Origin of the sequence: Nocardia huaxiensis (assembly GCF_013744875.1) — a bacterium.
Lineage (GTDB): Bacteria > Actinomycetota > Actinomycetes > Mycobacteriales > Mycobacteriaceae > Nocardia > Nocardia huaxiensis.
The window spans coordinates 3,704,930-3,719,986 of record NZ_CP059399.1; the positions used below are offsets into that span (position 1 = coordinate 3,704,930).

Genomic DNA, 15,057 nt, shown 5'->3' on the forward strand with positions numbered 1-15,057 from the left:
GCCCGGGGCCGCCCTATGACAATCCGCACCCCGGCCCGCACACCGAAGCCGAAGGAAGATCGTGGGGGACGTCGCGTCAAGGCGGCGGAGAAGGTCAAATCCGGTGCCGCGCAACGGGCCTACGCCCGCCGCCGCAGCCGTGAGGAAGGCCGCGCCGACCTACCCCCCGTGCTGCGCCGGACCGGCCAGCCGCTGCCCCGCGGCCGCATGTCGTTCGTCGCGGGCATCATCGCCCTGCTCGGCTGCGGCCTGGCCCTCACCCTGCTCCTCACCACCCATGCCACCGAGGACAGCTACGAACTCGGCCGCGCCCGCGCCGCCAACCAGAAGCTGATCGACGAGAAGGCCGCCCTCCAGCGCGAGGTGGAAGCCGCCGACTCGGCCCCCGAACTGGCCCAGCGCGCAGCCGAACTCGGCATGATCCCCGCCAAGGACCCCGCCCGCCTGGTCGTGGGCCCGGACGGCTCGGTCACCGTGGTCGGCAAACCTCAGCCCGCCCAGGGCTCCCCGGCCGCGCCCCTCAACACCACCCCGCCCGCCCCCTCCTCGGCCCCGCCCCAGCTGGCGCAGGCCCAGGGCGAGCGCGTCCTCCCCGTCACGCCGCCGACCACGGCCCAGAACCCGAACGGCGCTCAAGGCCAACAGAACCCGGCGGTGCAGAACCCGGCGGGCCAGAACCAGGCCGCCCAGAACCCGGCAGCCCAGGACGGCGGCCAGCCGAACCCCGCCGCCCAGAACCAGGTCCAGAACCCGGCGGGCCAGCAGAACCCGCCCGCGCAGAACGGCGCTCAGCAGAACCCGGCGGCCGACAACCCCGCCCAGCCGAACCCGGCCGGGCAGGACCCGGCACAGCCGAACCCCGCGGGCCAGAACCCTGCGCAGCAGTACGCGGGTCGACCGAACGTGGCGCCCGCCCCGCAGTCCGAGGCCCCGCAGGCTGTCCCGCAAGACCAGGCCCCGGCGCCGCAGGACGCGCCGAACGGACCGGCCCAATGAGGCCGCTCCGCGCGGCGCACACCCGCGATCTCGGCTGGCAGAGTGCGGTTTCCAGCCGAGGAAGCGGGCGCCTACGCCCCGGCGGGAGCGAATACGCAAGTGACATGTCGCGAATCCGCCTGCATCGGTTGGCGGCCGGACACCGGCTGCCGGGCGGTACCACCGAACCTGCTCCGGCCCCCAGCGATGCCCGGTCCAGCAGTGGTGAATTCGGGCTGGGTGAAGCCTGCCTCGGTTGGCGCAGTGTGCCTTTCGGCCGAGACGGCGGTACTCCGCGCCCCGGCGTGGCCGGGACCTCGCCGGACCGTGGGGACATGGATCCATGCCTGGCTGACCGTGGTGAATATCGCGGTTCGCGCTGTGGTGGAGGCAGATTCGGTCTGAATCACCGATCGGCGGGACGGCGATCGACGTACTTCGGCTCGGCTGTTGCCGGTTGTGGTTGCGGGGCGGTTGGTTTCGGCGGAGGCCCGGGCGGCCTCGGCGAAGGCCGGGGGTGACGCTGTGGCCGGCGGTGGCGGGTCTGTGCGCGGTGGATCGGGTCGTGGTGGGTCGAACCGGGGTGAAACCGGGCGGGGGCGTATGGGTTTCGGGCGTGAGCGACAAGGTGCGGGGCGCGGGCGGTCCGGTGGTGGGCGGGCGACCGCCGGCCGGTCCGGGGCCGGGCGGCCGGGACCGGCGCCCGTGACGCGGGCCAGACCGCGGGCCGCGGGGCTGAACGGGGCCATGCGGTTCCGGTTCGGGGTGGGACGGGTTGTGATGTTGGTGGCGCTGCTGTTGGCGGCGGCGCAGTTGCTGTGGATTCAGACGATCAATGCGCCTCGGCTGTCGGCGGATGCGGCCAAGCAGCGCACCATGACGGAGCAGGATCCGGCGGTGCGGGGGGCGATCACGGATCGGTTCGGGAAACTGCTGGCGTTCACCACGCCGGCGCAGAAGTTGAATTTCCAGCCGGTGCAGGTGCGCAAGGCGTTGACCGAGGCGCACGAGAAGACGCCGAATACCGCGCCGGAGCCGGACGATCGGTTGCAGGCCATCGCGAAGTTCATGCACGAGAAGCTGGGGGACGCGGTCGGGCCGGAGAAGGATCTGCTGGCCAAGCTACGCAGTGACGAACCGTTCGTGTACTTGGCGTTCAAGGTGGATCCGCGGATCGCCAACGAGATTCGGAAGAAGTTCCCCGAGGTGGGGGCGGAAGCCCAGGACCTGCGGGACAACCCGGGTGGGTCGCTCGCGGCCAATGTGATCGGCACGGTCGGGTGGGACGGGCACGGTGCGGTCGGGCTGGAGGCGGCCATGGACTCGGTGCTCGCGGGCACCGACGGGTCCTACACCTACGATCGTGGGTCCGACGGGGCGGTGATCCCGGGCAGTGAACGGGATCGGCAGACCGCCGCGAACGGCAATTCGGTCGAGCTGACCATCGATTCGGATCTGCAGTACTACGTGCAGCAGCAGGTGCAGCAGGCCAAGGAGATGTCGGGGGCGCGCAGTGCGTCGGCGGTGGTGCTGGACGCGCACACCGGACAGGTGCTCGCCATGGCCAACGACAATACGTTCAATCCCAAACTGGGCCCGGAACATTGGAGCGAGGCGAATCTCGGCAACCCGTCGGTGAGCGAGGTGTTCGAGCCGGGCTCGGTGAACAAGATCGTCACCGCGGCGGCGGCGATCGAATACGGGCTGACCACGCCGGACGAGGTACTGCAGGTGCCGGGCAATACGTTCATGGGCGGTGTCACCGTCAACGACGCGTGGCCGCACGGGACGGTGCCGTTCACCACCACCGGCGTTTTCGGCAAGTCCTCGAACGTGGGCACGCTGATGCTGGCGCAGCGCATCGGCGAGGACCGCTACTTCGACATGCTCAAGAAGTTCGGGCTGGGGCAGCGCACGGGCGTCGGTCTGCCGGGTGAGAGTGCGGGCGTGGTGCCCGCGCGCGACCAGTGGTCCGGCTCGACCTTCGCGAACCTGCCCATCGGACAGGGTCTTTCGATGACGACCCTGCAGATGACCGCCATGTACCAGGCCATCGCCAATGACGGCGTGCGGATTCCGCCGCGTGTGGTGAAGGCCGAGATCGGCGCGGACGGCTCCCGCAAGGAGCAGCAGCAGCCCGACGGCATTCGCGTGGTGAGCGCGCAGACGGCGCAGTCGCTGCGGCAGATGTTCCAGGCGGTGGTGCAGAAGGACCCGAACGGCGGTGATCAGTTCGGCACCGGTCCGCAGGCCGCCATCAGCGGATATCAGGTGGCGGGCAAGACCGGGACCGCGCAGAAGATCGACCCGTCCTGCCGCTGCTATTCGACCGACAGCTACTGGATCACGTTCGCGGGCATCGCGCCCGCCGACAATCCGCGGTACGTGATCGGCATGATGCTGGACAACCCGGTGCGCAGCTCTGACGGCAGCGGCGGCGGGTCGGCCGCGCCGCTGTTCCACAGCATCGCCTCGTGGGCGCTGCAGCGCGATCGGGTGCCGCCGTCGCCGCCCGCCAAACCTCTGGTTCTGCAGGCGAGTTAGAGCGGGATGGCAGTGAACGTGATGTGCACCGCCCCGGGCGTGCGGACCGGCGGGTGATGGAACTGCGCCGTGCCGATCGCACGGCGATCGAACACAGGTAACCTCATTCGTCGATCCGGGTCGTCTGCCCGGATTTCCATAGCCGATCAAGTCATGGAGAGGAGCTTCGTGCCCGCGCAGTCCGACCAGCAGGTGCTCCGGCCCGCCGCGAACCCGGCGACCGCCCTGCGCACGGTGGCAGAGTTGACGGGTGCGAGCCCGGCGGCTGCGGCAGCGGACCTCGACACGATCCATGTCACCGGCATCGAGCAGCGCTCGAACGCCGTTCTGCCGGGTGACCTTTTCGCCGGACTCGCGGGTGCGCACGCGCACGGCGCACGGTTCGCGCACGATGCGGTGCGGCGGGGCGCGGTCGCGATCTTCACCGATCCGGCGGGCGTGGAGATCATTGGCGAGATCGGCGTTCCGGTGCTGGTGCACGACGCGCCTCGCACGGTGCTCGGCGAGTTGTCGTCGGCCCTTTACGGTGATCCCTCTCGCAAACTCCGCATTGTCGGCATCACCGGCACTTCGGGCAAAACCACCACTTCGTATCTGGTGGAAGCCGGTCTGGCCGCGAGCGGCTTGCGCACCGCCCTCATCGGCACCATCGAAACCCGCATCGGCGGCGCGCGCGTGCCCTCGGCGCTGACCACCCCCGAGGCCCCGCAGCTGCACGCCATGTTCGCCGTCATGGTCGAGCAGGGCGTGGACGCCGTCGTCATGGAGGTCTCCAGCCACGCTCTGGCGCTGGGCCGCGTGGACGGCGTGCGCTTCGATGTCGGCGCATTCACCAACCTGTCCCAGGACCACCTCGACTTCCACAGCGACTTCGAGGACTACTTCGCCGCCAAGCGCCGCCTGTTCGTGCCGGACGGCCCGCAGACCGCCGCGTCCGCGCGGCCCTCGGTCGCGGCGCGCACCTCGATCATCTGCGTGGACGACGAATGGGGCCGCCGCCTCGCCGCGGAGGTGGCCGATGACCTCGCCGCGGCCGTGCCCGGCGTCACCGCCGCGCTCCCGGCCGATCATCCGGTCGGCGAATCCGGCGGTGCCGCAGCCGATTCCGGGGCCTCCGTGGCCGCGCCGGGGGCCGGCGCGAGCCCGCGCCTGACGACCGTGGCGACGCGTCCCGGCGTCACCGCCGACTGGAGGGCCGAGCCCGCCACCGCGGGCCCCGGCGGCACCCAGGTGTTCGCCGTCTCCGGGCCGGGTGTGAATCTCGAAGCGCGCCTGCGGCTTCCGGGCGCCTACAACATCGCGAACGGCCTGCTGGCGCTGGCGATCTGCGCCGCGGCCGGGGCCGATATCGTCACTGCCGCCGCGGCACTGGCCGAGGTCGACGTACCCGGCCGCATGCAGCGGGTGGATCGGGGCCAGGATTTCCTGGCCGTGGTGGATTACGCGCACAAACCGGCGGCGATCGAATCGGTTGTCGCCACACTGCGTACGCTGATCGCCGAACAAGGGGAGGGGCGTCTGGCTGTGGTGGTCGGCGCGGGTGGTGATCGCGATGCCGGGAAGCGCCCGTTGATGGGTGCGGCCGGGGCACGCGGCGCGGACCTGCTGATCATCACCGACGACAATCCGCGCAGCGAGGACCCGGCGGCCATCCGCGCCGCGGTTCACGCGGGAGCCGAACAGGTTCCGGACGCGGAACGCGCAGAGGTCCGGGAGGTAGGGGACCGGGCAACCGCGATCGAGACCGCAGTCGACTGGGCCCGGCCCGGGGACGTGGTGCTGGTCGCGGGCAAGGGACATGAGACAGGGCAGGAGATTTCGGGAGTGAAGCATCCGTTCGACGACCGCGAGGTGCTCGCGGCGGCTCTGTCGCGGAAGACGAGGGACCTGACGCACTCATGATCGAGATGACTCTGCGGGAGATCGCGGACATCGTGGGCGGCACGCTCCACGATGTTCCCGACCCCGAGGCGAAGGTCACCGGGACGGTCGAATTCGATTCGCGCCGTGTCGATTCGGGTGACCTGTTCCTGGCGCTGCCGGGCGAGCGCGTGGACGGCCACGAGTTCGCCGCGGGCGCTGTCGACAAGGGCGCTGTCGCGGTGCTGGCCGCGCGGCCCGTGGGCGTTCCGGCCGTCGTGGTCGCGCCGCGCCCGCACGCCAGCCGCGCGATCGCGCTGGCCCACGATGCCGACGGCTCCGGCGCGGCCGTGCTGGACGCGCTGGCGAAACTCGCTCGGGTGAGCGTGGATCGGCTCGTCGCGGCCGGTGGGCTCACCGTGGTCGGCGTGACCGGATCCTCCGGCAAGACCTCCACCAAGGACCTGCTGGCAGCCGTCCTCGCCCCGCTGGGAGAGGTTGTGGCGCCGCCGGGTTCGTTCAACAACGAACTCGGGCATCCGTGGACGGCCCTGCGCGCCGATGCCGACACCCGATTCCTGGTACTGGAGCTGTCCGCGCGCGGACCGGGACATATCAAGGCGCTCACCGAGATCGCCCCGCCCAGTGTCGGCGTCGTGCTGAATGTCGGCACCGCGCACCTCGGCGAGTTCGGCACCCAGGAGGTCATCGCGCAGACCAAAGGCGAACTGGTGGAAGCGCTTCCGCCGACCGGCCTGGCCGTGCTCAATCTCGACGATCACCTGGTCGCCAAGATGGCGCAGCGCACGCGGGCCCGCGTGGTGACCGTCGGCCTCAACTCGAACGCCGATGTGCGCGCCACCGACGTCAGCCTCGACGAGCAGGCGCGGGCGCGATTCACGCTGTACCACAGGGGCGAGAGCGTCGACATCCGGCTGGCCGTGCACGGTGAGCACCAGGTCGGCAATGCGCTCTCGGCCGCGGCCGTGGCCCTCGATCAGGGGGCGGATCTCGCCACCGTCGCGCAGGCGCTGTCCGGCGCGTCCGCCGTGTCGGCCCGCCGCATGGATGTGCGCACGCGCGCCGATGGCGTCACCGTCGTCAACGACTCCTACAACGCCAACCCGGATTCGGTGCGTGCGGCGCTCAAGGCGCTGGTCACCATGGCGCGCGCCGGAGGCGCTGATGGGCAGAGCCCGGTGTCGGTTCATCGCCGCAGCTGGGCGGTGCTCGGCGAAATGGGCGAGCTGGGTGAGGAATCCGTGCTCGAGCACGATCGCATCGGCCGCCTGGTGGTGCGCCTGGATGTGGATCAGCTCGTGGTCGTCGGCGCGGGCCGTCCGGTGCGCGCCATGTTCCAGGGCGCGGTGCAGGAGGGCTCGTGGGGTGAGGAGGCCATCCATGTTCCGGATATCTCCTCGGCCATCGCCTTGCTGGATCAGGAACTCGCACCCGGCGATGTGGTGCTGGTGAAAGCGTCCAAGTCCGTGGGGCTCTGGGCTGTCGCCGAGCACCTGACCGGTGCCGCCGAGGAGGCCGCTCGATGACACAGATTCTGCTCTCGGCCGCCATCGCGCTGGCCGTCTCGATTCTGCTCACCCCCGTGGTGATCTCCTACTTCGCCAAACAGGGCTTCGGCCAGGAGATCCGGACCGAGGGCCCGGAGAGCCACCGCGCCAAGCGCGGCACCCCGACCATGGGCGGCGTCGCCATCCTGGTCGGCATGTGGGCGGGTTACCTGGGCTCGCACCTGATCTCGATGACCTACGGCGAGCCCGGCCCGTCCGCGTCCGGTCTGCTGGTCATGGGCCTGGCCACCGCGCTCGGTTTCGTCGGCTTCCTCGACGACATGATCAAACTGCGCAAGCAGCGCAACCTGGGGCTCACCGCGGCGGGCAAGTACATCGGCCAGCTGTCCTCGGCCGTCGTGTTCGCCGTGCTGGCACTGCAATTCCGGTCCAAGGACGGATTGACCCCGGCCAGCCGCAGCCTGTCCTACACCCGCGACATCTCCACCATCTCCATGGGCGTGATCATCTTCATCGCGTTCGTGTGCGTCGTGGTGGTGGCGTGGTCGAACGCGGTGAACCTCACCGACGGCCTGGACGGGCTGGCGGCCGGTTCCATGAGCCTGGTGCTGGGCGCGTACATGATCATCACCTTCTGGCAGTGGCGCAACGCCTGCGCCACGCACCCGGAGGCCGGCTGCTACAACGTGCGCGATCCGCTGGATCTGGCGCTGGTGTGCGCCGCCGGGGGCGCGGCCTGCATCGGCTTCCTGTGGTGGAACGCCGCGCCCGCCAAGATCTTCATGGGTGACACCGGTTCGCTGGCGCTGGGCGGTCTGCTGGCGGGCCTGTCCATCACCACGCACACCGAACTGCTGATGATCGTGATCGGCGCGCTGTTCGTGGCCGAGGCGGCGTCGGTGGTGCTGCAGGTGGCGGTGTTCCGCACCACGCGGAACCGATTGTTCAAGATGGCCCCGTTCCACCATCACTTCGAATTGAGTGGCTGGGCCGAAACGACGGTGATCATACGGTTCTGGTTGCTGGCCGGTATGGCCTCGGCAATCGGGCTGGGCCTGTTCTACAGCGAATACCTTTCTGCGGTCGGGTGATTGGGCGATGGTCGAACATTCTCCGAGGGTCCTGCGTTCGCCGGGCCCCATGTTGGAATTCCTGCGTGGACGTGACGTCCTGGTCGCCGGTTGGGGGGTGTCCGGGCGCTCGCTGATCGAGCCGCTCAAGGACATCGGCGCCCGCCCGGTGGTCACCGACGCCGGCGCCAAGGCGATGGCCGAGGCCGCCGAACTCGGCTTGGACACAGCCACTTCCGCGGATCTGCTGGAACCCGAAGCGCTGCAACGCTTCGCGCTGGTGATCACCAGCCCGGGCTGGCGGCCGGACTCGCCGGTGCTGGCTTCGGCTGTGACCGAAGGCATTCCGGTGTGGGGTGACGTCGAGTTCGCGTGGTGGGTGGATCAGGCGCGCATCTACGGGCCGGTCCGCAAGTGGCTGGTGATCACCGGCACGAACGGCAAGACCACCACCACGCAGATGACGCACTCGATTCTGCGCGCGGCCGGAATCCCCTCCGTGGCTTGCGGAAACATCGGCCTGCCGATCCTGGACGCGCTGCGCCGCAATCCGGGTCCGCAGATCCTGGCGGTGGAACTCTCGTCGTTCCAACTGCATTGGGCTCCGTCGGTGCGCCCCGAGGCGGGCGTGGTGCTGAATGTGGCCGAGGATCACCTGGATTGGCACGGCGGGCTCGACGCCTACGCCGCCGCCAAGGCGCGGGCGCTCACCGGCCGGGTCGGCGTGGTCGGACTCGACGACGCCGTGGCGTCGGCGCTGGCGCGAAAGTCCAAGGCGCGCCGCACCGTCGGCTTCCGCATCGGCGTCCCCGCCGACGGCGAACTCGGCGTGGTGGACGGCAAGCTGCTGGACCGCGCCTTCACCAAGGCCGCCATTCTGGCCGAGGTCGGCGATATCAGCCCGCAGGGCCCGGCCGGTGTGGCCGACGCGCTCGCGGCGGCCGCACTCACCCGATCCATCGATGTGGCCCCGCAATTCGTGAAGGAAGGGCTCCAGGAGCACAAGGTGGGCCCGCATCGCGCGGCCCATGTGCGCGAGCTGCTGGGCGTCGAATTCATCGACGACTCCAAGGCCACCAACCCGCACGCGGCCCGTTCCTCGATCCTGGCGCACCCCAATGTGATCTGGGTGGCCGGTGGTCAGCTCAAGGGTGCGAGCGTCGAGGATCTGGTCGAAGAGGTTCGCGAGCATCTGGTCGCCGCCGTGGTTTTCGGCGTCGACGCGCCCGTGATCGCCGCCGCACTGGCGCGACACGCGCCGGATGTCCCGGTCGTGGAGCTGTCTTCGGGGGACGATCAAGGAATGGGTGACCCCTTCACCTCCGAAATCGAGCCCGACGCGGTGATGGCGAGGGCGGTCCGCGTGGCCGCCGGCTTCGCGCACCGCGGCGACACCGTGCTGCTGGCCCCGGCCGCCGCCTCGCTCGATATGTTCGCGGACTACACCCATCGCGGGCGTAGTTTCGCGGCGGCGGTGCAGGCCCTGGACGAAAAGGACATCGGGAGAACGGAATGACGGCGCCGCGGCGCGCCGGGACGCAGGCTCCCCGGCAGACGGGGAAGCCGGCGGCCGGGTCCGGGTCGCAGCGCCGGGCGGGCGCCGAATGGTTCGCCGCGTGGCTGGCCCGCCCGCTGGCCTCGTTCCATCTCGTGGTCACCATCGCGGTGCTGCTCACCGTGCTCGGGCTGGTCATGGTGCTCTCGGCCTCCAGCGTCGAGTCCTATGCCGACGGCCAGTCCGCCTACAAGCTGTTCATCCAGCAGGCGCTGATGGCCATGTTCGGCGCGGTGCTGTTCTACATCGCGCTGCGGATCCCGCTGCGGCTGATGCGGCAGCTGTCGTTCCCGGTGTTCGTGCTGTCGGTGATCGCGCTGGTGCTGGTGCTCATTCCGGGCATCGGTTCGGAGGTGCAGGGTTCGCGGCGCTGGTTCGACCTCGGCGTCATCTCGGTGCAGCCGTCGGAGATCGTGAAAGTGACCCTGGTGGTGTGGGGTTCGCATCTGCTGGCCTCGCGGCAGGCCGAGAAGGCCGGGTACCGCGACATTCTCATGCCGCTGGTGCCCGCGGGTCTGATCGTCTGCTTCCTGGTCGTGCTCGAGCCCAACCTGTCCACCACCATCGCACTGGGCATCGTGCTGTCCTCGCTGCTGTGGTTCGGCGGGCTGCCGCTGCGCATGTTCGTCACCATCGCGGTGTCGGGCGCGGTGGCGGCGGCCATTCTGGCGCTGTCGGCGGGCTATCGCTCCGACCGCATGCGCGCGTTCTTCAATCCGGGCGAGGATCCGCAGGGCATCGGCTACCAGTCCCGGCAGGCGCTGTATTCGCTTGCCGACGGCGGCATCTGGGGCCGCGGGCTGGGCCAGTCGCGCGCCAAGTGGAGCTACCTGCCGAACGCACACAACGATTTCATCTTCGCGATCATCGGCGAGGAACTAGGGTTTCTCGGATGTGCGCTGGTGCTGGGGCTTTTCGCGCTGTTCGTGTACACCGGCCTGCGCATCGCGACCCGGTCGGTCGACCCGTTCCTGCGGCTGCTGACCGCCTCGGCCACCACGTGGATCACCGGCCAGGCGCTCATCAATGTCGGCTATGTGGTGGGTCTGCTGCCGGTGACCGGCCTGCAGCTGCCGCTGGTGTCGGCGGGTGGTTCGTCGCTGGCCATCACCCTGCTCATGTTCGGCATCGTCGCCAATGCCGCCCGGCACGAACCGGAGGCGGTGGCGGCCCTGCACGCGGGTCGTGACGGCCGGGTCAGCCGCATGCTGCGACTGCCCAAACCGGAGATGTACTCACCGGGCCGGGCGCAGGCCGCACGCAAGCGGTCGGCCGCGAAATCCGCCAACGGCAAGGCCTCGCGGCAGAATGGTGCACGACGGTCGCTGCCCCCGGCCAAAGCGGGCCGGGGCGGCTCCGACGCACCAGCGCGGCGATCGATAGATTCAGCGTCGGCCAGGCGCAGCAGCCGCTCCACCGAATCGTGGCGCAGCACCCGCGCCTGGGAACCCAGCTATCCGATGAAGCATGCGAGAGAACGGGGCGATTCGAGGTGACATTGGAGCCGCAGGCTGCCGAACAGCAGACGGATCTCCCTGAGGAACTGCAGCGGGTGCACATGATCGGCATCGGCGGTGCGGGCATGTCCGGCATCGCGCGGATCCTGCTGTCCCGCGGCGGCATGGTGTCCGGCTCGGACGCCAAGGAGAGCCGGGGCGTGCTGGCACTGCGGGCGCGCGGCGCGCAGGTGCGCATCGGCCACGACGCGAGCGCCCTGGACCTGCTGCCCGGCGGCCCGACCGCGGTGGTGACCACCTACGCGGCCATCCCCAAGACCAATCCGGAACTGGTCGCGGCGCACGAGCGCGGCGTGCCGGTGCTGCTGCGGCCGACCGTGCTGGCCTCGCTCATGCAGGGGCACAAGACGCTGCTGGTGTCGGGGACGCACGGCAAGACCTCCACCACCTCGATGCTGGTGGTGGCGTTGCAGCACTGCGGTTTCGATCCGTCCTTCGCGGTCGGCGGCGAGCTCAACGAGGCCGGCACCAATGCGCATCACGGCACCGGCGGGATCTTCGTGGCCGAGGCCGACGAGAGTGACGGGTCGCTGCTGCAGTACGCGCCGGATGTCGCTGTGGTCACCAATATCGAATCCGATCATCTGGACTTCTTCGGTTCGGACGAGGCCTACATCCAGGTCTTCGACGATTTCGTGGATCGGCTGCAGCCCGGCGGCAAGCTCGTGGTGTGCCTGGACGATCCGGGCTCGCTGGGTTTGGCCGAGCGGACCGTGGCCCGGCTGGCCGATGATCCGCGCGGTATCGAGGTGATCGGTTACGGCTCCGGCGACCTCAGCGCGGCCGGCGTGCCGATCGGGGCGCAGCTGCAGTCGTTCGAACCGCGGGATGTGGGCGGCGTGGCCGTCTTCCAGCTCGCCGACGAACCCGCCGCGCGCACCGTGCGACTGTCGGTGCCGGGCAAGCACATGGCTCTGAACGCGCTCGGCGCGCTGCTGGCCGCCCGCGCCGCCGGGGCCGAGGTCGGCGAAATCATCCAGGGGCTCGAAGGTTTCGGCGGGGTGCACCGGCGTTTCCAGCTCACCGGGCGGGAGAACGGCGTGCGCGTGTTCGACGACTACGCGCACCATCCGACCGAGGTGCGCGCGGTGCTCTCGGCCGCCGCCGAGCTGGTGGCGCAGGAGGCGCGCGATGGCGCACGCTCGCGGCCGGGCCGGGTGATCGTGGTCTTCCAGCCGCACTTGTACAGCCGCACCGCCACTTTCGCGACCGAGTTCGGTGACGCGCTGTCGCTGGCCGACGAGGTCGTGGTGCTCGATGTGTACGGCGCGCGCGAGGAGCCGCTGCCCGGGGTGAACGGGGCGCTGGTGGCCAGTGCCGTCACCAAACCCGTGCACTACCAGCCGGATATGTCGCGGGTCGGCAAACAGGTGGGTTCGCTGGCGCGGCCGGGTGATGTCGTGATCACCATGGGCGCGGGCGATGTGACCATGCTGGGCGGGCAGATCCTCGACGGGCTGCGCGCGCGGCCGTCCCACGGGCGGTGAGCGGACATGAGCTCGGGTGGGGGAGCAGAGGATTCGGCAGGAGCGAAGCGACGCGGCTCGGGCCGGGCGTCCGGTTCGAGTGTGGCCGAGGACGAGCGGTACGACGAGCCGGGTGATTCGGGTGCGGCCGCATCGGCCGCCGCGGCCCGGCGGGCCCGGTTGCGGCGCGGCCGGGGCGCGCGAGATTCGCGGCTGAGCAACACATTCCGGCTGAGCAATACATTCCGGCTGGGCGGCATGCTCCGGTCCGGCAAGGTCCGCATCGGCCTGGCGGTCGGTTTCGTTGTCCTGCTGGCACTGGGACTGGTCGGGTGGTTCTCGCCGGTGCTGTCCGTGCGCACGGTGCGCGTGGACGGTTTGGCGGCGGTGCCGGAAACCCAGGTGCTCGAGGCGCTTCAGGTACCGGACGGCCTGTCCATGCTGCGGATCGACACCACCGCCATGGCGCATCGCGTGGCCGAGCTACCCAAGGTCCGATCGGCCCGCGTGCAGCGGGTTTTCCCGTCCAGCGTGCGGGTGACGGTCGAGGAGCGGGTGCCGGTGCTGTACTTCGACAGTCCGCAGGGCCCACACCTGCTCGATTGCGACAGCGTGGAATTCGCGATCGAACCCGCGCCCCCGGGTGTCCCGCAACTGATCACGGTGTCCCCGGGTGGCGGCGATCCGGCCACCAAGGCCGCCATCACCGTCATCACCGCGGTGCCGCCGGGGCTGCGCCTGCTGGTGGGACAGGTTGTGGCCCGTTCGGTTTCGGATATTGCCCTCGAGTTGCGCGACGGCCGTACAGTGCTGTGGGGCGGGGTGAACGATTCGCAGCGTAAAGCGGCGGTGGTCGAACCCCTGCTGACACAAGACGGCAAGGTGTTCGATATTTCGAGTCCTAATCTGGTGACGGTAAAGTGAGCGATACCCATTGAGCCAGCGGAAATTTCGGTGGCTTTGCCGGGACGTCTCCGGTTCCATCACGGCACCGGAGGGCAACCGATCACGATACGATGCCAGGTGGTTCGTACGAGGTGAATCACACAAGATTCTGACACTCGTTTCGGCGCGCCTGCGTGGGTAACGCGGTGGCTGCGAATAGCGTTCCGCAACAGTCGGATACTTGACATAACGCTAAACCTATGGTTGAGGGTTTATCGGACCGAGACCATGGCGTACGCGCGGTGCCGAGTTTCCGAAGACGACAAGCTTTTTGGATCGAAGGAAGGCGAGCGACCATGACGCCCCCGCACAACTACCTTGCTGTGATCAAGGTCGTCGGTATCGGCGGCGGCGGCGTGAACGCCGTCAACCGAATGATCGAACAGGGACTCAAGGGAGTCGAGTTCATCGCGGTCAACACCGACGCGCAGGCGCTGCTCATGTCGGACGCCGACGTGAAACTCGATGTGGGCCGCGAACTCACGCGTGGTCTCGGCGCCGGCGCCGACCCGGAGGTCGGCCGCAAGGCCGCCGAGGACCACAAGGACGAGATCGAAGAGGTCCTCAAGGGCGCGGACATGGTGTTCGTGACCGCCGGTGAGGGCGGTGGCACCGGCACCGGTGGCGCACCGGTCGTCGCGCAGATCGCCCGCAAGCTCGGCGCGCTCACCATCGGTGTGGTCACGCGGCCGTTCTCCTTCGAGGGCAAGCGCCGCAGCGGCCAGGCCGAGGCCGGCATCCAGGCGCTGCGCGAATCCTGCGACACCCTCATCGTCATCCCGAACGACCGGCTGCTCCAGCTGGGCGACGCGGCGGTCTCGCTCATGGACGCCTTCCGCTCGGCGGACGAGGTGCTGCTCAACGGTGTTCAGGGCATCACCGACCTGATCACCACCCCCGGCCTGATCAATGTCGACTTCGCGGACGTCAAGTCCGTCATGTCCGGCGCGGGCTCGGCCCTCATGGGCATCGGGTCCGCCAGGGGAGAAGGCCGCTCGGTGAAAGCCGCTGAGGCCGCGATCAACTCGCCGCTGCTGGAAGCCTCCATGGACGGCGCCCACGGCGTGCTGCTCTCCATCGCCGGCGGCTCGGACCTCGGCCTCTTCGAGATCAACGAGGCCGCCTCGCTGGTGCAGGAGGCCGCGCACATCGAGGCCAACATCATCTTCGGAACGGTCATCGACGACTCCCTCGGCGACGAGGTCCGCGTGACCGTCATCGCCGCCGGCTTCGACGGCGGCACCCCGGCGCGCCGCATCGAACCCACCGTGGGCCGCTCCACCTTCAGCAGCACCACCACCGGCACCGCCCGCGCGACCGCCGGAGAGGTCAACCGCCCCAGCGAGTTCAGCTCCGCCCGCGCCCCCGAACCCGCCCCGGCCCGCACCCCGGACCCGGCCCCGGCCCAGCAGCCCTCGCGCATCCCGGCTCCCTCCTACGAGTCGCACCGCCCGGCCCTGGACCCCACGGTCTCCTCCAACAGCCGCTCCCACATCGAGCCCCCCGACGACGACGATGTAGACGTCCCGTCCTTCATGCGGCGGTAAGCACCCCCGAACCCGATTGCGCCCGTTCCGGATTCCGGAGCGGGCGCAA

The 15,057-nt window shown here is 69.8% G+C and carries 10 protein-coding genes; all 10 read left to right on the top strand.

The genetic code is table 11. The features are described from left to right. Window positions 1–15: 15 nt before the first annotated feature. The 10 genes from ftsL (at window position 16) to ftsZ (ending at window position 15,008) form a co-directional block, all read left to right on the top strand. Window positions 16–996 (top strand): cell division protein FtsL, encoded by a 981-nt coding sequence (ftsL, locus tag H0264_RS39030; RefSeq protein ID WP_276313999.1) that lies wholly within the window; start codon window positions 16–18, stop codon window positions 994–996. Between the two features lie 582 nt (window positions 997–1,578). Continuing rightward, on the top strand, window positions 1,579–3,519 hold the full coding sequence (locus H0264_RS16505; RefSeq protein WP_181584781.1) for a peptidoglycan D,D-transpeptidase FtsI family protein: 1,941 nt from the start codon (window positions 1,579–1,581) through the stop codon (window positions 3,517–3,519). Between the two features lie 153 nt (window positions 3,520–3,672). Beyond that, window positions 3,673–5,421 (top strand): Mur ligase family protein, encoded by a 1,749-nt coding sequence (locus H0264_RS16510; protein ID WP_181584782.1) that lies wholly within the window; start codon window positions 3,673–3,675, stop codon window positions 5,419–5,421. Further along, the gene (locus H0264_RS16515; RefSeq protein WP_181584783.1) at window positions 5,418–6,926 is read left to right on the top strand and encodes a UDP-N-acetylmuramoyl-tripeptide--D-alanyl-D-alanine ligase; all 1,509 of its coding nucleotides are present in this window, start codon (window positions 5,418–5,420) and stop codon (window positions 6,924–6,926) included. Before H0264_RS16510 ends, H0264_RS16515 begins: the two co-directional genes overlap by 4 nt. Then, on the top strand, window positions 6,923–7,999 hold the full coding sequence (gene mraY, locus H0264_RS16520; protein WP_181584784.1) for a phospho-N-acetylmuramoyl-pentapeptide-transferase: 1,077 nt from the start codon (window positions 6,923–6,925) through the stop codon (window positions 7,997–7,999). The genes H0264_RS16515 and mraY overlap by 4 nt, the downstream gene beginning before the upstream one ends. 49 nt (window positions 8,000–8,048) lie before the next feature. Beyond that, window positions 8,049–9,494 carry a UDP-N-acetylmuramoyl-L-alanine--D-glutamate ligase gene (gene murD, locus H0264_RS16525; RefSeq protein ID WP_181584785.1) on the top strand — a complete coding sequence of 482 codons (1,446 nt, stop codon included), beginning with the start codon at window positions 8,049–8,051 and terminating at the stop codon, window positions 9,492–9,494. After that, window positions 9,491–11,029: a putative lipid II flippase FtsW gene (gene ftsW, locus H0264_RS16530; RefSeq protein ID WP_181584786.1), complete on the top strand. Its 1,539-nt coding sequence runs from the start codon at window positions 9,491–9,493 to the stop codon at window positions 11,027–11,029. The genes murD and ftsW overlap by 4 nt, the downstream gene beginning before the upstream one ends. A 62-nt stretch (window positions 11,030–11,091) precedes the next feature. Beyond that, window positions 11,092–12,537 (top strand): UDP-N-acetylmuramate--L-alanine ligase, encoded by a 1,446-nt coding sequence (murC, locus tag H0264_RS16535; protein ID WP_220140048.1) that lies wholly within the window; start codon window positions 11,092–11,094, stop codon window positions 12,535–12,537. Between the two features lie 81 nt (window positions 12,538–12,618). Next, entirely contained in the window at window positions 12,619–13,440 is an 822-nt protein-coding gene (locus H0264_RS16540; RefSeq protein WP_338040154.1) for a cell division protein FtsQ/DivIB, read from the top strand. A 317-nt stretch (window positions 13,441–13,757) separates the two neighbouring features. Then, window positions 13,758–15,008 carry a cell division protein FtsZ gene (gene ftsZ / locus H0264_RS16545; protein WP_181584788.1) on the top strand — a complete coding sequence of 417 codons (1,251 nt, stop codon included), beginning with the start codon at window positions 13,758–13,760 and terminating at the stop codon, window positions 15,006–15,008. Window positions 15,009–15,057: the final 49 nt, after the last annotated feature.